Annotated in this window: 15 protein-coding genes and 1 pseudogene; 8 read left to right on the top strand and 8 right to left on the bottom strand. The window is 47.7% G+C overall.

What is annotated here, in order from left to right; translation table 11 throughout:
- Window positions 1-77: 77 nt before the first annotated feature.
- Window positions 78-1,289, bottom strand: a complete 1,212-nt coding sequence (locus AZ66_RS15575; RefSeq protein ID WP_021261520.1) for an aminotransferase-like domain-containing protein — start codon at window positions 1,287-1,289, stop codon at window positions 78-80.
- 362 nt (window positions 1,290-1,651) lie between these two features.
- Entirely contained in the window at window positions 1,652-4,024 is a 2,373-nt protein-coding gene (locus AZ66_RS15570; protein ID WP_044355661.1) for a sensor histidine kinase, read from the bottom strand.
- Between the two features lie 200 nt (window positions 4,025-4,224).
- Here AZ66_RS15570 and AZ66_RS15565 point away from each other — a divergent pair, with 200 nt between their 5' ends.
- From AZ66_RS15565 to AZ66_RS15550, 4 genes are all read left to right on the top strand, one after another.
- Window positions 4,225-4,635, top strand: a complete 411-nt coding sequence (locus AZ66_RS15565; RefSeq protein WP_021261522.1) for a hypothetical protein — start codon at window positions 4,225-4,227, stop codon at window positions 4,633-4,635.
- 17 nt (window positions 4,636-4,652) lie between these two features.
- On the top strand, window positions 4,653-5,720 hold the full coding sequence (locus tag AZ66_RS15560) for a phosphodiester glycosidase family protein (protein WP_044355660.1): 1,068 nt from the start codon (window positions 4,653-4,655) through the stop codon (window positions 5,718-5,720).
- A 389-nt stretch (window positions 5,721-6,109) separates the two neighbouring features.
- Window positions 6,110-6,319: a sporulation protein Cse60 gene (locus AZ66_RS15555; protein ID WP_021261524.1), complete on the top strand. Its 210-nt coding sequence runs from the start codon at window positions 6,110-6,112 to the stop codon at window positions 6,317-6,319.
- A 37-nt stretch (window positions 6,320-6,356) separates the two neighbouring features.
- Complete coding sequence (locus AZ66_RS15550) at window positions 6,357-6,638, top strand: ribosomal 5S rRNA E-loop-binding protein Ctc/L25/TL5 (RefSeq protein WP_021261525.1); 282 nt, start codon at window positions 6,357-6,359, stop codon at window positions 6,636-6,638.
- Window positions 6,639-6,781: 143 nt separating this feature from the next.
- Here AZ66_RS15550 and AZ66_RS15545 read toward each other — a convergent pair whose 3' ends face one another.
- Complete coding sequence (locus AZ66_RS15545; protein ID WP_021261526.1) at window positions 6,782-7,030, bottom strand: AbrB/MazE/SpoVT family DNA-binding domain-containing protein; 249 nt, start codon at window positions 7,028-7,030, stop codon at window positions 6,782-6,784.
- A 143-nt stretch (window positions 7,031-7,173) separates the two neighbouring features.
- Complete coding sequence (gene trmL, locus AZ66_RS15540) at window positions 7,174-7,638, bottom strand: tRNA (uridine(34)/cytosine(34)/5-carboxymethylaminomethyluridine(34)-2'-O)-methyltransferase TrmL (protein ID WP_021261527.1); 465 nt, start codon at window positions 7,636-7,638, stop codon at window positions 7,174-7,176.
- 220 nt (window positions 7,639-7,858) lie between these two features.
- Between trmL and AZ66_RS15535 the strand changes: the two genes are divergently transcribed.
- The 4 genes from AZ66_RS15535 to AZ66_RS15520 all read left to right on the top strand — a co-directional run bounded on the left by AZ66_RS15535 (window position 7,859) and on the right by AZ66_RS15520 (window position 13,175).
- Entirely contained in the window at window positions 7,859-8,308 is a 450-nt protein-coding gene (locus tag AZ66_RS15535) for a MarR family winged helix-turn-helix transcriptional regulator (RefSeq protein WP_021261528.1), read from the top strand.
- Window positions 8,305-11,466 carry an MMPL/RND family transporter gene (locus tag AZ66_RS15530; RefSeq protein WP_044355659.1) on the top strand — a complete coding sequence of 1,054 codons (3,162 nt, stop codon included), beginning with the start codon at window positions 8,305-8,307 and terminating at the stop codon, window positions 11,464-11,466. Before AZ66_RS15535 ends, AZ66_RS15530 begins: the two co-directional genes overlap by 4 nt.
- Before the next feature lie 261 nt (window positions 11,467-11,727).
- Entirely contained in the window at window positions 11,728-12,438 is a 711-nt protein-coding gene (locus tag AZ66_RS15525) for a response regulator transcription factor (RefSeq protein WP_005552212.1), read from the top strand.
- A 152-nt stretch (window positions 12,439-12,590) separates the two neighbouring features.
- Window positions 12,591-13,175: a DUF3238 domain-containing protein gene (locus tag AZ66_RS15520; protein ID WP_044355658.1), complete on the top strand. Its 585-nt coding sequence runs from the start codon at window positions 12,591-12,593 to the stop codon at window positions 13,173-13,175.
- A 103-nt stretch (window positions 13,176-13,278) separates the two neighbouring features.
- Here AZ66_RS15520 and serC read toward each other — a convergent pair whose 3' ends face one another.
- The 4 genes and pseudogenes from serC to AZ66_RS15500 form a co-directional block, all read right to left on the bottom strand.
- Entirely contained in the window at window positions 13,279-14,370 is a 1,092-nt protein-coding gene (serC, locus tag AZ66_RS15515) for a 3-phosphoserine/phosphohydroxythreonine transaminase (protein WP_021261531.1), read from the bottom strand.
- 206 nt (window positions 14,371-14,576) lie between these two features.
- Window positions 14,577-15,542 carry a LacI family DNA-binding transcriptional regulator gene (locus AZ66_RS15510; protein WP_021261532.1) on the bottom strand — a complete coding sequence of 322 codons (966 nt, stop codon included), beginning with the start codon at window positions 15,540-15,542 and terminating at the stop codon, window positions 14,577-14,579.
- 177 nt (window positions 15,543-15,719) lie between these two features.
- Window positions 15,720-19,115, bottom strand: coding sequence for a GH36-type glycosyl hydrolase domain-containing protein (locus AZ66_RS15505; protein ID WP_044355657.1), 3,396 nt, complete (start codon window positions 19,113-19,115; stop codon window positions 15,720-15,722).
- Between the two features lie 121 nt (window positions 19,116-19,236).
- Window positions 19,237-20,304: pseudogene (locus AZ66_RS15500) on the bottom strand (glycoside hydrolase family 3 C-terminal domain-containing protein); the annotation flags it as partial.

Here is a 20,304-nt window from a genome sequence, read left to right as displayed (position 1 = left end):
TAAAAAAGCAAGCAGCCCAGACAGGACTGCTTGCTTCACATGATCTCTACATTTACGAACGTATTTTGTGCGATTGCTTACACACCAGAGTAACGGCCCAAGAATTCGGATGCTGCCTCTGTCAGGCGCTCCATTCCGGTACGGATGACACTCGGCTGCGCAAACGAATAGTTAAGACGCATTGTGTTGCGATTTGGTTCACCTGCATAGAAGGACATGCCCGGAACGAATGCTACACCCTTCTCTACAGCAACCTTGAGCAATGCTTGAGCATCCAAGCCTTCAGGAAGCTCTACCCAGAAGAACATGCCGCCTTGAGGCGTATTCCACTTCGCGTCCTTCCACATCTCCTGCTGCAATTCGGAGGCCATCGTCTCCATACGTTCTTTGTACACGGCAGACAGCTTGCGAATATGTCCATCCAGATCGAATACTTCTGGCAAGAGCATCTCACTAAGGATCAACTGATCCAGAACACTGGAATGGAGATCCGCAGATTGCTTCGCTCGAGCCATCATACGAATAACCTGCTTATCTGCAACGATCCAGCCTGTGCGCAGTCCTGGGGCAACTGTCTTACTGAACGTGCTCGTATAGGCTACAATTCGCTCCTCTGTTTTCCCTTCCAAGGAAGCGATATTCGGTACCTTGTTATCTGTAAACTTCAAGTCTCCGTATGGATCATCCTCAAATATGAGAACTTCATGCTCACGGCACAGATCCAGCAACGCTTGTCTGCGCTCCAGACTCCATACTCGCCCTGTCGGATTGCTGAACGTTGGCACTACATATACAAATTTCGGATTATGTTCTTTCAGCTTAGCAGCCAAATCTTCCGGAACCATACCGTTGCTGTCGCTCTCCACCGGAATGATGCGGGCGCTGTAGGAACCAAGCACTTGCAGGCAAGCAAGATATGTTGGATTCTCCACGAGGACAACATCACCTGGATCCAGCAATGCTCTTGCGTACAAGTCAATTGCCTGCTGAGAGCCTGATGTAACTAGAATCTCATCTGCTTCCGATTCAATGCCGCGATTGGCTTGCATACGAGCAGCCAGTCTCTCGCGCAGCACAACGGCACCTTCTGTCAATCCGTATTGCAAAGCTTGCGGGCCTTGACGGAATACACGCTCAGAAGCTTCACGAATCGCATCAATTGGGAACAGTTCGTCTGCCGGTAATCCTCCAGCGAAAGAGATTATCGACTTGCCCTGTGTTAATTTCAAAATATCGCGCACTACCGAGCTCTCTACAGAGCGAACGCGAGCAGAAAAATTATATTGCATAACGGTATCATCCCTTCCTATTTCCAAAAATGATACACCCAACGCTTTATTAATGCAATGGTGAGTATGATCTGCAGTCATCACAATCTTGTCACATGTAAGCGCATCCGGTAATCATAAATACATTATATAGAAGTTATACGCAAAGTTTAAAGCCCCTTCATTGTTGGGTTGGGTGCAGTACTACTACTATTCTATGTCTTATCGAAGGTTACTACTATACCCCAATACATATTAGTAATTGTTCAAGGTACAACTAGCTCTCGTTATCATCCAAAAGAGGAGCACCCTTTCACCAAAGCTGGTGATAAGGCGCTCCTTTTTCATTTGCAATCATTATGAAATTTAACATCAACTGCACGCTATGCACTTGGCTCTCCGCCGGGAAGCAGTCCATTCATCATGCGGAATGGAATCGAAATAATAATGCAGACGCCTTCTCCCGGTGAAGCATCCCACGTCATACTGCCATTCAACAGAAGAACACGGGCACGGAGGAGCTTCAGTCCCTTCACCTTCGCACGTTCATTGAACACAGCTGCTGCTTCAAAACCAACTCCATTATCTTCATACAGAATGACAATTTGCCCTTCGTCCTTACGTACTTGAAGGTCAATATTTTTGGCATAAGCATGCTGGGCTGAATTATGCAGAAGCTCCTGCACCATACGAAATACATGCAGCTTCATAGCCGGATACAGTGCATCAATCCCAGCTTCTTGATCCACTTGGAAATGAACGCGCTCGCTCCACTCTCCGCATTCCCCTTCGATAAATTGCCGAACCGCATTAGCGAAGCCCGCCGTGTGCATAAGCTGCGGATCAAGCCCCAGACAGGTATGCCGCAGTTCCATATTCACGTCTGTCAGCTGCTTTTCTACTTGAACTAGCTGCTCCCGAACAACGGTCGCTTCCGTGTTTGCATAAATGGCATCAAGCTGCATGCCAACATCATGCAAGCGCCGCATAACCGTATGCTGCAGCATGTTGGACAGTTTCCCTTTGTCCTTCTCCATAGAGCCGAACATTTTCTCAATCACCCACGGCCCAGTCGTTAAGGATTGCAAGGTTACAGGCTGCCGTTCGGTTTCCCGTTTCAGCTGCTCTACTTGCGTATTCAGCAAATGAATCATCATCACTTTCTTCATGCCGATATTCATATAGCGGATTAACTGACGTATCCATTCTTGTTCCTCCATGTTCAGCTCAGTTCCATCTTCACGATGTGCGACTACCAAATACGCAATGTACACATCATGCCGTTCAACCTCGAACCAATAGGCCGACTCGGAATAGAATTGACCCGAACGAACTCGCCGCTCCACATCTGTTGCATCGAGTGCACCATCAATATAGAGCTCGATATCATTATGCGGGTTTTTGATCACAAGTGCTGCCCCCCGAACCTTCAAGGTCTGTATGAGGGAGTAGAGGATCGCCTTGCTCCATTCCTGCATCGTATCCAATGCAGTTAATTGAGCCGTAATCAGCTGCAGCGACTCCTTCAGCCGCTGATTGCTCGGATAAATCGCTTTTGTAAGCTTCCGATTGAAATATGGGAAGCTGTACAACAGAACGGATAATAAGATTACGATAAAGCCAAAGCTGAATATATGCTGCACGATTGTTTGAGATTCAACGAAGATGATCGCATTCAATCCAACAAGGAGCGCCCCCGGAACCATGGCAATAAGGACAAGCGACACGACCCGCTTAATGACAATCTCAAAATCAGATAATTTATGGAAACGATTCAAATACACGAAGCTTAATGGCAGCAACAGTGTAAACCAGCCCGTCAATAGCGGCGATACAAGCGGATCCTGACGGAACATCATTGGAACATAGGTCAATAACAGGATTGGTGTAAATGCAATCCCCATCCATATCCACACATAACGAATGACAGATGCGATATGGGGGGAGCTTAACCGATTGTGATAATAAGTAGATGCGATCCAATAGAAATTGTAGGCCACCCCGCTCATAAAGAGCCAATCGGCAACGATATTGTCAATTTGATACACATCGTACACATAATCGGTCATAAGAAGCGTTGTTTTTAACATAAAGTATAAGCCAACGATTCCATAGAACAGATGAATGCCGCGCCGTGAGTAAGCAATCCCCGCTTTCTCATGGAAAAATTGTGCGATGAAGTGCAGCAGAACGATCGGTATTAAGGCTACGGCGCACCAAATAATAATCTGACCAAGCATATCTCCCCGGAATGTAGCTCCCATGCTCATATAGATGATGACCATTATAAGCAGCAGGCAGGACAGCATTCTCATGGACAAGCTGGAACGTTCCTTCCACCATATGTATCCTGCAAGTACAATGAAGATAAACTCGCTAGCAAACGGCAGTACTCCGGAATACGGATGGCGCGGTTCATGCGCCATATCGATAAGCCTTCTATGCCCAGATTGATCGATAACGAAATATTCCGCTTGTTCAAGCGTGTGCCATCGTCGGACGGTTGGATGTTCACTTGGCGGGCTGCCGTTAATGCTTACAACCCGATCACCAACCTGCAGCTGCTGTCTTGTCGCGAATGCCTCATTGGAGAATTCAGCGATTGTCCATACCCCTTGCTCTACTTGCACACGGATCCCTAAATAAGGATACCGAACTGTTACAAATACGAACCAACATTGCAAGACGAGCAAAAGTAATAACCCTATTTTTGTAATCGTTTTCAAATTTTTCGATTTTATTTCTATTTTTTCCATTTCTCTTCTTTACCCCTGACAGAAGAATCATTTATCGACAATTTTCATCATAAACCTTTCTTTATTCTAACGAACGCTTCCTGTAACTTCAATGCAAGATTTGTATGAATTTTGCATCTCCGCCCCCAATAATGATAGAATTCATGCTAGAATGGGTAATGTTTTTACGTTACCATTCGACTTCTTTCGAGGTGATTCAATTGCAACCAACAGCACAGACGGAACGCGACACGGCACGTCGCTCCCGAACGAAGACGAGCGGAGCTAGCGCCAAATGGTTTCTCCTCTTCTGGGTCATTATGATCGGTATTGGAGTAACGGCTACCTACTTCTACAGCACCCATATGAAGAAATCGATGCTTCAGGAAATTCAAGTGCAAACCGAGGCCCAACTGCAGCAAGTCAAATTAGACTATGAAAAGCAGCTCGGCGAGTTAAATAAGAAGATGGACGCCATGCAAAGCAAAGTTCAATCGTTCAATGAACTACTTACGTTTACAAAGGATAATACTTCGAACAAAACAGACAACAGCAACAAGCTGTATACTCAATTGAACGAAGTGAAGAAGCAGCTTGCGGAGCTGCAGAAGAAGATGGATTTGTTGAAATAACAAGCGAGGCGGTTTTTATGAAATTGCAAGTAAAAGTGGTCAATCGGCTATTCATGATGATCACTGCACCTTTTCTTGGCATGATGATATGGATGCTAATCTCTTCGCTGAGTGTGTCGCTTCACTTCGATAGCAAGCCGCTTGCGGAGCCAGCAGCATTCAATGAGACGCAGGCTCAAGTATCCACTCAATTGGATCAAGCGAAGGAGACGGCCGTCTATACAATCGAATCCGTACGACGTATCTCTACCTTGTACAATCGGACGACCACAACGATGAATGACATCGTTCAATCGGCGAACAGCCAAGCGAAGCGACCAGAGCGTATCTATGATCGCCGGATATCATCACGACTTGGCACACCGAAGGAGCGCATCGACAGCGAGAAGCTGCGCGCGGAATTATACACAATCAATCAGCCCACTTATCGCGGATATGCGATGAAGGTTAAATTGAAGGATCCACAGGCAATGCAAATGACGCTTGGCCGCGACGAGTACGGTGGATCAGAGACGACAATGCAAGCTGTGAAACGGCATAATGCCATTGCTGGCATTAACGCTGGCGGTTATGCAGAGAGCAGAGGCAAACGCTATCCACTTGGAACGACCGTGATGAATGGCAAATACGTCCCTTCATTTGAGCCAAGCTTCAAGAATCTGTCCTTCGTTGGCATGGACATCAATTCCCGCTTGATCGGCGGACAGTTCTATCAGAAGGAAGAGCTGGACAAGCTTAAGCCTGAATATGGAGCAACCTTCGTCCCTGTTCTATTAAAGAATGGCGCAAGTCTTACGATCCCTGATAAATGGAAGACGTCACCCGCGAGGGCTCCTCGTACCGTTATCGGCAATTACAAGGATGACCAGCTTCTCATCTTAGTTGTAGACGGCTATAACGAAAGCGGCAGCTCCGGTGCAACGCTCGAGGAATTGCAGCGCAAGCTGGCGAATCTCGGCGTAAGAGATGCTTACAACTTGGATGGTGGAGGCTCATCGACGCTTGTATTCAATGGACGAGTTGTCAACACACCATCTGATGGCGAGATGCGATCTCTTCCTACTCATTTCTTGTTCTTCAAATGACAACTTACGGAACAACCTGCATTTCATATTTTCATTTTGGTATGTTTTGGGTATAATAAAGGCATCCATTGGGGGTGTGCATATCATGTCCGTAACTTTTGGGATCATTATGCTCGTATTCACAATGTTCATCGTAGCTATGTTAACAGCTGGCTACAATGAGGATAAGACGAGCGGCTTGTAAGAAGAAGGAGCTTTCCGATTGCGGAAGGCTTCTTTTTTATGTTTCCATTTCTAAATATGGATACATCCGGTTGGATTGACACCCGTTACCTAACTTGATACAGTAAGAATAACGAGGCATTTCGCCCCCACTGGGGCGAGATGCCTTCGTGCATATTTATCGGTTTTTACATTTAATGGTCTATTGTCAGGAAAGGACTGATGCAATGATTCAGGTAAAAGAGTTTGTGGACGTAGGCTCATTGACAGCGGAGCAGAAGGCAAATGAGTTTTTGGCAACGCTGCAGGAAGAGCAAGTTATTGAGATTAAATACTCGGCAGGCTATCGCCCAAATCGCGATATCTCCGAGCAAAGAAGCTGTATATTGGTCATCTATCGGACAGCTAGCGTTCCTGCTGGGAAGCATGAGCCATAGCTGCGAACAACGAACATATCAAAAGGAGAGGTTTGTCATGATGCAGCATTTTCAGGCAGTAACAAGAAACAGTGAGAATCGGGGAGCGCTTCGGCAGCTTCGCAAGGAAGGACGACTGCCTTGTGTCCTGCTACACAAGGGAACGAGCGTGAATCTTCACTTGGATGAGAAGAAGTTCTCCATGTGGGTCAGAGATACGACAAGCAGCCAATTGGAACTCAGCTTCGACGGGGCTGATTCGATTACAGCTACCGTCAAGGAGATTCAGCGTCATCCTGTTACAAATGACATTGTGCATGCTGACTTACTGCGTATGTAATTCCCCTGCATTTCCTTCAAGCACTACTACTAGCATAATCATACAGCCAAGGTCGGAGAAACTCTTCTCCCCTTGGCTTATTTTTAGCTCCACAAATTAAAAAGAAGCATCACCGAGTGTGATGCTTCGCCTCTTGTTTCTCTTTATCGAGCCAAGTGAGTCATTTCATGCATACATTGTGCGCATATGTATCGATCCTTGAAATCCGCTACCCCATCCATTGACCCACAAAATACGCATTTCGGACGGTAGCGCTCTAAAATAATATGATCTCCTTGAACCAAAATTTCAACAGGATCCCCTTCGTTCATCTGGTAACGCTTCCTCAGTGATTTGGGAAGTACGATACGTCCCAACTGATCGACTTTACGGACAACACCGGCAGGTTTCATCAGTTCCACCTCTCTTGAATATTCTCTTCTCTCATGTTTACCCTCGAAACTACTGCCCCTACTACTTCGATGCCTCGATCCAAAATCCTGCTGAAATTTGTCAATTCAATTCGTTTTTATTCAAATCTTGTAATAAGGTGCAATTACCGCAAATTAAAGAAGTCTACTTGACGCAGAGCTTCATATACGACAATTGCCGCCGCATTAGACAAGTTGAGTGACCGTACCTTATCCGTCATTGGCATGCGCATGCATGTCTCTGGATTCGCATGAATGATCTCCTCAGGCAGACCTTTTGTCTCCTTGCCAAATACGAAGAAGTCCCCATCCTGGAACGAGAAGTCACTGTAGCAGTTGTCTGCTTTCTTCGTCGAGTAGAAGAAGCGGCCGTCCTTGTATTTCTCCTGAAGTTCTTGGAACGAATCATAGTAATGAATCGTTACTGCATACCAATAATCGAGACCTGCACGCTTCAAGGTCGCATCGTCCGTTCGGAACCCGAGTGGACGGACCAAGTGCAAATGAGTCCCTGTCGCTGCGCAAGTGCGCGCAATATTTCCTGTGTTAGCTGGTATTTCTGGTTCAACCAGAACGATGTTGAAAGCCATCTGATGTTCACCTCACATATTTCATTTTTATATTATACACCAATATGGCAAGCCTATAGATTTCCGTGCACAGCAAGTAAATTGAACTTATTGCACCATGTTCATAGATGTGGGTTTGACATTGGATTTTGCATGAATTATTATAGTTCTACAATCGAACGATTCGACTATTGAATGATTCAATTATCGAACTATTTAAAATCATAAGGGAGCTATTATTGTGAATCGAGATGCCAAAACCCTCATCGAACGGTATATCGCCGCAGAATTTACTGTGATGAAGCATTTATTTAACGAGATCGGAGAAGCAATCCCCAATCATCTAACCATCGATCAATACCAGATTATGTGCGTACTTCAACAGAGAGGGCAGTGCACTTCCACCGATCTGGCCGCTGTATTCAAGGTCGTGAAGAGCTCCATTACCGCCATTATTAATAGACTTGTCGATCACGGATATGTAGAACGAACACCCGCTGAGGAGGATCGTCGCGTCATCGAACTGTCCTTAACCGAGGAAGGGCAGAAGGTCTATGAGCAAGTGGATAAGCAGGTACAGGATATTGTCTCCTCTTATCTGATTCATTTCAATGAAACGGAAGTCGAAACCTTCATCGGGACGTACGAGAAGCTCGCCCGCTTGATGACAGAAGGGAAGAATCAAACATGAGAACGATACTAAAAGCAAGATGGGCCGTCATGACGGCCTGGATTGCGGTTGCTGTTATTCTTGCCATAGCAGCACCGTCGCTATCTGAGCTTGTGAAGGAGCATGGTACGATTGGCGTACCTGACGGTTACTCCTCTGCAGAAGCGATCCGCATCATGGATGAAGTGTCCAATGCGAAAGGCAATGTGCATGAAACGAGTATGGCATTGGTCTTCCATAGTCCAAATGGAATGACTGATAAGGACACCAAAGACATTCAGCAGGCTATTCAACAGCTCAATCAAAACAAAAACAGCCTTCATATCGTCTCCATGCTCGAACCATACGGACAGTCGGAATTAAAGGCTAAATTAATTTCCAAAGATAACAAAACTGTACTCACCTCCCTATTAGTCAGCACCGAGACAGCGAATCCGGTAGAGATTCGTGATCAAATCAATAAAGAACTCGCTTCTACTTCTGTTGAGCACTACATTACAGGTCAAAAGCTGATTGAAAATGACCAACTCGTCAGCTCACAAGAGGGCTTGAAGAAGTCGGAACTGATTACCGTTGTATTCATTCTAGCCATCCTATTTTTCGTCTTCCGCTCGATCGTCGCAGCCTTCATTCCACTGCTAACAGTCGGTCTGAGCTATATCATTTCACAATCCATTGTCGCATTTCTTGTCGAAAGCATCCAATTCCCGTTATCGACGTTCACGCAAATCTTTATGGTGGCTGTCTTATTCGGAATTGGAACGGATTACTGCATCCTGCTCCTCAGTCGGTATAAGGAAGAGCTCGCTAAGCACGACGATCTATGGGATGCGATTGCCGCTACGTACCGTACTGCCGGCAAAACAGTCCTCTTCTCCGGAATCGCCGTACTTGTCGGTTTTTCCGTGATTGGATTTTCCGAATTCAATTTGTATCGTTCTGCCGTTGCAGTTGCCATTGGAATTGCGATTATGCTGCTCGCGTTAGTAACGGTCGTACCGTTCTTCATGGCCGTGCTTGGCAAGAAGCTGTTCTGGCCAGCGAAGAAATCGATTGAGCATAAAGAAAGCCGTTCGTGGGGTGCCATTGGCTCATTCTCACTGCGCCGACCGCTGGCAGCGATGCTCGTGGTTGCAGCCGTCACTGTGCCGTTCCTAATATCCTATAAAGGTGAAGTATCATTTAACAGCTTGGAGGAAATCGGAGATAAATACGATTCCGTCAAAGCCTTTAATATTATTGCAGACAGCTTCGAGCCTGGCGAATCCATGCCGACCCAAGTCGTCATCAAGAGCTCTTCCCCGCTTCAGGTGGGCGAATATATGGCCGTAGCCGAGAAAATGAGCCGTGAGCTAATTAAGGTAGATGGCGTATCGGGCGTTCGCAGCCTTAGCCGACCTGCAGGCGATGAAATCAAGGACTTCCAAATTACCGAACAGGTCAAGACACTTGACAGCGGCCTGTCCAAAGGAAATGACGGATTATCCAAAATTAAAGATGGATTGTCCGAAGCAAGCAACGAACTAAGCAAAAACGAGCCTAAGCTCAAAGAGGCAGCTAGCGGAGCAGCACAGCTTACCGCAGGAACCGAAGAACTGAAATCCGGAATTAAGCAGCTGAATGACGGACTTGGCCGCATTGAATCCGGCATTCGCGATGGTTCTACCGGTGCCAGCCAACTGCAGCAAGGTCTGAAGCAGGCCAAGGAGAGTGCGCAAAAGCTGGCCAAAGCGCATCAGAAGCTGCTCGATACCTATAAGCAGATTGGGCAAGGTCTTACTGAAATAACAAGCGGCGTTGGCCAAATGAATACACAGTTCAGCGAATTGACTAAGTCGCTGCAATCGTTAACGGGCCGATTCGCAAGCTTGGAGGAACGCTTCCCGGATTTGTTGAGAGACGCTGATTATATGACAATTCGCGGTACCGTAACCGCTGCTGGGCAAGGAGCAGCCCAATTATCCGGCGCTCTTGGACAGATGCAATCTACATTAGCGAAAGTAAACGGAGGCATGGCTCAGGCGAACCAAGGCTACGAGCAAGCCACTACCGGCCAGAAGGCGCTGGCATCAGGGTTCGATCAGCTCATTTCAGGCATCTCGCAGCTAGAGTCAGGTCTGAAGCAGGCAGCCAATGGCCAAGGCCAAATCATTAGTAAAGTCCCTAGCATCATAACAGGACTTGATAAACTGCAAGCTGGCCAAAAACAGATCGGAGACGGCTTCTCGCAATTATCTGATCAGATTGGCAAGCTGACGACCGGCTTGAAGGATGGAGCCGATGGATTGACGCAAGTATCGGATGGGCTCAACTCTGCTCAGGGATATTTGCAAAATGTAAGTACAGCGCCGGATAAAGAGCTTGGCGGCTGGTTCGTCCCTGATGAAGTATTAACGAATGACGCCTTCCGCAAGGCGCTCGATATGTACTTATTCGAGGATCGCAGTGTAATGACCTTAGACGTCATCTTTGCTGATAATCCATATGGAACCCCGGCTATCGATCGAATCGACGCTGTGAAGGCGGCTGTGGATCGCAGCGTGAAGGGAACTTCCTTGGAAAAGGCGACGATCGCAGTCGGCGGTGTATCGAGCATGTTTGCCGACTTGAAGCAAATTTCTGGGGAAGATTATATGAGAACCGTAACGTACATGATCATCGGCATATTGCTCATCCTGATTGTCCTGTTCCGATCCATCATTATGCCGCTGTATATCGTAGCATCCTTGCTGCTTACCTTCTTCACTTCGATGGGAATTACGGAAGTGATCTTTACGAAGATGCTGGATTACTCCGGCGTTACATGGGCAGCTCCATTCTTCGGCTTCGTTATGCTGATGGCACTTGGCGTCGATTACAGCATCTTCTTGATGGAGCGCTTCAATGAGAATAAGCATCTGGATGTGAAGGATGCAATCCTATACGCGATGAAAAATATGGGGACGGTTATTATTTCTGCCGTAATCATCTTAGGAGGAACATTTGCTTCCTTCTATCCATCAGGCGTACTGTCCATGATGCAAATTGCAACCGTCGTATTATCCGGACTGACACTGTATACGTTCCTCATCCTGCCGTTCTTCGTACCTGTCATGGTCAAGACGTTCGGTTCTGCCAACTGGTGGCCGTTCTTCCATAAGCAGCAGGACGAGAAAGCGAAACAGCAAGTAAGTGCCTAAGCTGCTTTTCTACGTCACGTGAGTATTAATCCATTGAATATCCATTGATCACATGAAATATATCCGCAATGTTGAAGAGGAACCGGGCATCGGTTCCTCTATTTTTTACACCCAGTTTACGTTTGCTTAATATGCCGCTGACGAATATCCTTCATAATGTTGGTATATGACATTCGATCAGCAAACAATTTGGCTTACGTTATCGAATGCAGGAATTCGTTCAACCGATTACTTACTAAATGAATTGTGGGAGGGACTATTTTGAAATCCAAAATTTTAGTTGTCGATGACGAACCTTCAATCTCTACCCTCATTGAATATAATTTGAAGCTGGCTGGCTATGACGTTCTGTGTGTCTATGATGGGGAAGCCGTATTTGATGTTCTATCCACTTTCCGTCCAGATCTGATCATCCTTGACCGTATGCTGCCGAAGAGCGATGGATTGGAAGTATGCCGCAAGCTGCGCGTGGCGAACAATATGGTGCCTGTCATTATGCTGACAGCGATGCAGGAAATAGGCGACAAGATTGATGGATTAGATAATGGCGCTGACGATTATATGACGAAGCCGTTCTCCCCGCAAGAGCTCATCTCCCGCATTCAGGCTGTTATGCGCCGCATCCGTTCCCTTCCTCTTGTAGATGAAGGACAGGTGTACCAAATCGGCAGTCTGCACGTCATGGCGGATCAGCGTGAAGTGAAGCTGGAAGGCCGGGATGTGGAGTTAACTCCGAAGGAGTTCGAACTGCTCGTCTTCCTATGCCGTCATCGCGGCAAGGTATTAAGCCGACAGCAGCTGCTGCATGGCGTTTGGGACTATCATTTCCTCGGCGATACACGCATCGTCGATGTGCATATTAGCCATCTTCGCGACAAGCTGGAGAAGAACGCGCGCAGCCCAGAATATATTATGACGATTCGCAATGTAGGCTACAAGCTTACAGAACCGACCAAGCGTCACTTGGCCTAACTTATTCCTCATTTCCGATATAGCCCCGCCTGTTTCCCCGAGCAGGTGGGGTTTTTATTATTCCATGTAAATTACTGCGTAAGGCTTATGCATAATTAACTTATTGGGCTATTATGAATGAACGAACACAATTACAGACCATGGAGGTTGCTATGGCGAACATTGTTAAAATTCGAGCAAGTGTTTTTATACCTATGTCTTGGACGGAGCCGAAGCAAGAGTTGGATACGGGAAATATCATTCAATACGAAGGCGACAGTCGCGAATTTACACCGTATGCCGTAAACGCGATGCGTTCCAGAGTTGAACAAGAAGTCGTTGTTGATTTTTATAAAAGGGAAGTGTTCTCCTATTCGAATACTGGCATCACAACAGAAAAAGTGACTCACCCAGATGGCTCTGAGCATAAAAGAACCGGCAAAGCCAGTACAGAGGGCATTTTGTGTAGCCATATTAGTTGGGGCTCTAATGAAGTCATGTTTCAAATGCATGCAAGTGCCAGTAATCCATTACTAGCACTTGCGCCTCCTGTTGATTATTTATTACGCATACGAGTTACAGAAAATGGTACCGTTGAAGTTGAGGGCAGTCATGATGGATTTCCGTGTTTTGAATTTTATAAGCAAGTAGACCTTGGAGCATTTGAACAAATCTATATTCATGATTTTAGAGAAACTGGAGATACCGCTAAAGCTCTGGCCGGGGAAATGGAGTACCATTTCAAAAAAGTGTTATAACGGCAATTGGCGCTCTATATAGGCATACAAAAAAACGAGTTAGCGGGAGCAACTTCCCACTAACTCGTTGTTACTTATAAGAACAATGATTTCACTTTTTCCTTTAGCCGTTCCGTTGTTGGAATTGCTTCATGAACTGCGCAAGGGCCTCACAGCTCTCGTATGGTACTGCATTATAGATGGAAGCACGGAGCCCGCCAACGCTGCGGTGTCCTTTCAGACCTACGAATCCTGCTTCGCCAGCTTGCTTAATGAAGGCCTTCTCGAGCTCTTCGTCCGCCAAGCGGAAAGTCACGTTCATGAGGGAGCGGCTTCCACGCTCCGCACAGCCGCGATAAAAATCTCCGCTAGTATCGATCGTGCTGTACAGGAGCTCTGCCTTAGCTTGGTTATCACGTTCAACCTGCTCAAGGCCACCGCGCTCCTTCAGCCATTGCAGCACCAGATTGACCATGTAGATGGAGAAGGAAGGTGGTGTATTGTACAAGGAATTATTTTTATAATGAGTGCTGTATCGAAGCATAGTCGGAATCGTCTTCGGGCTGCTCGCAATCAGTTCTTCCTTCGCAATGATGACGGTTACTCCGGATGGCCCCAGGTTCTTCTGAGCGCCTGCGTAGATCATGCCGAACTTGGATACATCTACTGGACGGCACAGAATGTCGCTGGACAAATCCGCAATCAGGGGTACAGAACCGCTGTCTGGATAAGCATGGTACTGTGTTCCGCCAATTGTCTCATTGGAAGTGATGTGCACATAGGCAGCATCCTCTGGTGCGACAACCTCTTCTGGCGTCGGAACGCGCATAAAGCGCTCCGCTTCTGTCGAAGCAATAACGCGCGTTGCACCAATCAGCTCGGCTTCTTTAATTGCTTTCTCCGCCCAGCTTCCGGTATGTACATATGCGCCTACTTTGCCTTCAGTGAGCAAATTCATCGGCACCATCGCGAATTGCGTGCTAGCTCCGCCTTGCAGGAACAATACATCGTACCCGGAAGGAATGTTCAGCAGTTCCTTCAGCAATTGTTTCGCTTCATTATGAACCTGTTCATATACCGCTCCGCGGTGCGACATTTCCATAATGGACATGCCTTGCTCTTGAAAATCTACGAATTCGGCTTGTGCTCGCTCCAATACAGCCAGCGGCAGTGCAGCCGGCCCTGCATTAAAATTGTACGCGCGATGTTGTCCCATCGGTTTCTCCCACCTTTGTCTCCATGACTAGCATGTTCGTAGGCGCCCATAAAATGATCCGAACGTCTTCTGCTAGCGATATTTTATCGATAATGATAGCAGTATTTGGGTTCGCCATCAAGGAGCAATCCATATGTTTTGCAATAGATTGACTTAATCATGGGGCGATACTCATTACTTAAGAGACATGGCTGGATTCATAATTGTTAATCTTTACCTACGGATTCCCCCTTAACGAGGGTAACGTAGACGCGCTCATGCTCGACTTTCTCATCCGCAATCATTTTAAGCAGCTGCTCGCATGCGAGCGTGCCCCACTTGTGCTTGGAATAATCGATGGTTGCGAGGCGCGGCTGCATATAGCGTGTCAACTCAATATTGTCAAACCCGATCAGATGAATATGCTCGCCCACACGTAGATCTGTATCCGATATGCGATTGTACAACCCGACCGCCATTTCATCATTCAAGCAGAATACAGCAGCTGGCCTAGTGTACTCCTGCAAGATTTGCTCGGCAGCCTTCTCACCGCCGCTTTTGTTGAAGTCACCGACGATTTCAATCCACTCCACATTCGCCGCCCGATCCAATACGAGCTTTACAGCCTTCATTCGCTGCTCAGAATCAAATGATCCAAGCGGACCTGTCACAATATAAATCTTCTGGTGCCCCTGCTCCACCAAATATTCCGTCGCCAAAGTCGCACCCGCCTTGTTGTCCAACAGCACCTGATTAATGTTCGGATGATCCAATTCCCGATCCAACACGACGATCTTATGATTGCGATCAGCGTACATAAGCAGTTCCTCGCTCGTGAACGTCTGATCGAGAATGACGGCACCGTCAATCATTCGTTCCGGCAGCATGCGGTGAGACTGTTTCCCGCTGCATACGATCAGATCATAGCCCTGCGCATTGCATACTTTCTTCATGCCGTCCAGCAATTCGCCATATACTTCGCCCTTGAAGTCTGTTAAAAAGGCGCCGATGATCTTCGTTTCTCTTTTTTTCAAATTGCGGGCAGCGGCGTTTGGTACATAGTTCAATTCTCTGGCAATAGCCAATATTTTTGAGCTTGTCTCATCCGTCACCTTGCTGCTGCCATTCAGGGCATAAGATACCGTTGAAATTGACACTCCTGCTTTTTTAGCGATATCCTTTATACTGACCACGTGTCCTCAATCCTCCGTTTGATAACCAATCCTTCTTCCTTATGATGTTGCATCCATTCGGATGCCGCTTTGTCTTACTGAGATGTGCCGATGTCCGTTCATGCTCCTCAGATGTCCTTTCCCTATTGTAGCATTATAGGGAAAAGGGCGACCCGGAAAAGATCGCCTTTGCCTTCCTTACATCCATATTTCAATCCGATTTGCACCGCTTCTCCATTCGCATTCCATATCCGCACTGGCGATTTGTATGCCACCCTGCCGATACGGGTTATTTAGCCGCTCCGCGTTCACCTGCGTCCCATTTATCGCCGCGCGGCTCACGCCACCGCCTGCAATATGATAGATGAAGGTAACCTGTCTTCCGGCAAAATGATAGTCAAAATGCAGCCCATCCAGCGTGTTCGGAAGCACAGGATCAATGACCAAATCGCCTCCAGCCTGCCGAATACCAAGCACATTCGCAATCAGTTGATTCATATAGATTCCCGGACCGCTGGAGTAGATTCTCCATCCGCCTTTCACCTGCACTGCTCCGCTGCGAAGCGCGTCCATATTCACCTGCGCCTCATACCGGGAATGAAACTTCCCGTCCGAGCTGCTGAAGTAGGCATTGCTTTGGCGCAGTTCCGCATTAGAAACGACCTCGCGAATGCCAACGGGATTAATCGTCTCCAATCCGCGCCAAGCATCGTCCGCACACCCAAGCTTCGCCATCGCTTCAACATAGCGAATATGCGCATGCACATACTGCAGCCCTACCTCGCGTCCGAAGTTCGACGCCTGCTCAGCCCGCTTGAAGTGAGTGCTGACGCCGCCCGCATATTGAGCCGGCCGATTCATAAGCCGCACGCCATCCGGGAACGACAGATTCTCCTGAATCAAGCGATAATTAATGTGAGCCTGCTTCTCATCGACCAGTTCGGCAATAATGCTGCGCGTCATCGGCAGAAGCCGGTATTGAATGCCGGTATCCGTGTCTGTCGGGTGCAGCATCAACTTGGCATTCGCCGGATCTTCCATATAGATGAAGCCGGGAATAACCTCCGTGTGCAGCATGTAGCGCTTATAGTCCTGTTCAATGCCGGATGCGATCTCTTGCAATTCCTCAGCCAGCTTCTCGTCCACTGCCAGCAGCACATCAGCGAATTGCTTCATTGCTTGATACGTAAGTGCCACGGTCCAACTGCTGATCATATATTTCTTCAACTGCGCATTCGCCGGCTGCAGCGTATCATCCCAATCTCCATCGCCATAAGATGATAAATGTGTATCGTGTAGGAAATGATTGCGAATATACGAGATTTCCTTGATGGCATGCTCCAGTATGGTCGCCTTATCCGCCGTAAAGTCAAAACGCTGCTTCATGGTATAAGGAACCTTTTCCTTCAAAATACTGTAATCCCCGGTTGCCGTCAAATAATCGCCCAGCACCTTGAGCGGCCACACGATAATATCCCCGTGACTCTCCTCCTGCTGCACCGTAAAATACTCATCGAACATAAACCATTGCGGCCAGTTTCCATCATCCTCATATTGATGGGAGTAGACCATCTTCACAATATCCCGCACCTGCTCGTACTTGTGAGTAGCCATGAAATATTCAACCGGACCTTGGCATACGTCACGTGTTCCCCAAGCCGCCCCGCCATACTGTTCTAGTCCATGCGGCACTGCATAATGAACGAGCATGTTATGTGTGTACCACCATGCCAAGGCATTCATCTTGAACAGTTCATCGGACTGCCCCGCTCCGTACGAAAGATGGAATTCGTTCATCAAGCCTTTCAAAAATGCACGGTATGCGTCCGTTTCGGATTGAATATCACGTGTCCCCGGGGAATGTTTCAAATTCGCTGCGTGCTCTCGTCCATCCAACAATCCCTGAATTGTTAACGTCCATTCTTGATTCATATCAAGCTGCATGACAACAAGTGAAGCGTCACCAGATTGGATGCCGCTTGCCAGCATCGTCTCATCACCGATCGTCGCTGATGCCCCTTCCACCCACATGCGATATTCAAGTTTCGGGCACACCTTAGCGCTAAGCGATTCCTGATTCGCATGGAAGATCAGCGCACTGCCCTCCTGCTGCATGTGAACCGGAAGCTCGTACTCGTTGACATTCATCGTCACTTGATTGGTGATCATATACTTATAGGCCGTTCCATTCACAGAGCGGACGTTCAAGCGGATTTCAGGTACTTCCGTTGACGTGTAGTTCGTCACAATCAGCATGTCGTCGTCAGTCTTGTAATACCAGCGCGCGTAATTGAAGCCCATCTCGAACATGGATGGCATCGTGAGCAGCCGATACTTTCCGTTCAAGTGTATATAGACGCGTTGCCCAGACGTCTTCGGCACGTTCAGCGGGTTGCGGGCATTGCTCAGCATTTTATTGAAATTTGTGTTGCCAACCACCACATGCGAGTTGAAAATGCCATACATATAAGCAGTCGTCGTCATGACCTGCGCACCAAGCTTCACGCTGTTCCCGCTCATTACGATATGTCCATGTGGACGTTCAACGAGCCGTTCCTTCTCCTTCAGCACGACATGCTCGTAGGAATCTGTGAAGAAGGACAACAGCTGGCCATCCATGCGCTCTTCCTGGTTTCTTTCTGGGAAAATCGCCTGTACTTCTGCTTCTGTCATCGAAAGCGTCCGTAATGGTTCAGCAATATCGGCATTGAATTGGACAGGACTTAACGGATTCGATACTGCATTTTTCCCAATCGCCGATATATGGCTCGACTCGGTCAAGTAGGCTTCCCATGCCTGCCCCACCTCGTCCCGATACTCCAGCTCCGTGATTGCAGCCGCATGGTCTGCTTTGTACAGGCCATAAAATACAAACCGCTCTTCTCCTTGAAGCAATACACGCTCCGATTGCAGCGCAGTATAGGCAAATTCGTACTGATACACTTCATTGGAAAGACAAGGCTTGCTCACACTCACTGGTATGTTGGTTTCCTTATAGGACAATCCGAAAAATTGAAACCCGTCGGTCGAGTAGCCAATCGCACGGCTGAGCGCTCCCTGCTGCATATAAGGGAATGATCCACCTTGCGGTTGATTCTGGCGTGAGCATACAACACAACCTATCTCTTCATCCTCGAAGACAGCATGATCGACATATTGCGACAGATACGCCTCGTTGCTGCGTACTGCACCTATTGAAGCAATGCCAAGATCTTGACCATACAGGATATCGACGGTTACACCTTCCCCACGTACAGCAATATCCCAGAACCAAATGCCCTCTTTCAGAAGTGCAAAGGTAACCGTATACGCTACTCCCTCGACGACTCCTCCCCATACGACCCGATTTCCTTCCATCCGCACGGCACTGTGCGAGCGAATCCCGAGCAGTGGGTAGAAGCGGATACCCGAGTCATCGTGAATCCGCAGATATAAGTTGTTGAGCGAGGCATCAAGCGGACTCGTCACCAACTGATTGAGCATGATCTGCTCGCTAACTGCTTGATGCAAATCACCGCTCGGCCAAAATGTAAAGCGCAATTCGCCAGCTTGTATCGTAAACTTCGACTGTGTTGATTTCTCTATTGTCGTCATGTCTGCCCTTCCTCCTATCCCAGCTCATAGCAAGGCATCTTTTGTATCTATAAATCTAGTTCTATTTATTCTAGTAAGGCTATGCTTTATTGGTCGCTCATCTCTTATTCCTAAATCAGCATCAGCGAACGAGTCGGAAAGAATCTTGCAATGTATCACGGCTGTTCGATCCAACATGTACTTGGAACATTCCTTCGTCGCTTACCAAGCGAAGATCAGAATGGTGATATCTCAGCTGCTCCTCGGTTAAGTGGAATAGGATTTCCTTGCTTTCTCCTGATTCCAACTCAATCTGCACATAGTCCTTCAGCTCGCGCAGCGGACGAACAACCTCGCCCGATACGTCGCGGATATACAGCTGCACCGTTTCCACACCTGCTCTTGCTCCTGTGTTCGTAACGGTTATGCGGATTTCAAGCTTCTCCTCATCTGATATCTCGCTGCTGGAAAGCTCCAGATTGCTGTAGGCGAACGATGTATAGGACAGTCCGTAGCCAAACGGAAAAAGTGGATCATTCGAGCAGTCGATATATTTCGAGACATAGCGTTCATCCGTCTTGCTCGGATTCAACGGCCGTCCCGTATTGAAATGATTGTAATAAACCGGAACCTGTCCGACCGATTGTGGGAATGACATCGTAAGCCGCCCTGATGGATTCACCTTGCCGAGCAAGATGTCCGCAACGGCTGCTCCTCCTTCACTGCCAGGGAACCATGCTTCCAATACAGCATCCGCTGATTCGATGACGCCATGCAGATCGAGCGGCCGTCCATTGAACAAGACAACAGCTATCGGCTTGCCAAGCGTCTTCAACTGCTTCACTAGATCAAGTTGCACTTCCGGCAGACGAAGATCTGTACGGGAGGCACCTTCGCCGCTCATTGCGGATTCCTCACCCAGCGCAAGCACGATGACATCCGCGGCAGCAGCCGTATTGAGCGCTTCCTTCAACTGATCCGCAGTCATGCACTCGATGCCGCATCCAGCCGCGATACTCATCTGCCTGCTTGGCATCCGCTCCAACAAGGCATCGCCCAGCTTCACCGCATCCTCCTTCGCACCGACACAGGACCACCAGCCTAACACGTCCTCACTCTGAGCGAATGGCCCAATCAGCGCCACCTTGGATTTGGCTGCAGCGGCAGCATGCCGTTATTTTTCAACAGTACGCAGGATTTGGCTGCCAGC

This window comes from Paenibacillus sp. E194, assembly GCF_000935845.1.
Classification (GTDB): domain Bacteria; phylum Bacillota; class Bacilli; order Paenibacillales; family Paenibacillaceae; genus Paenibacillus_B; species Paenibacillus_B alvei_B.
Note: the sequence above shows the minus strand (reverse complement) of the source record. Positions and strands in the feature narration are given on the sequence as shown.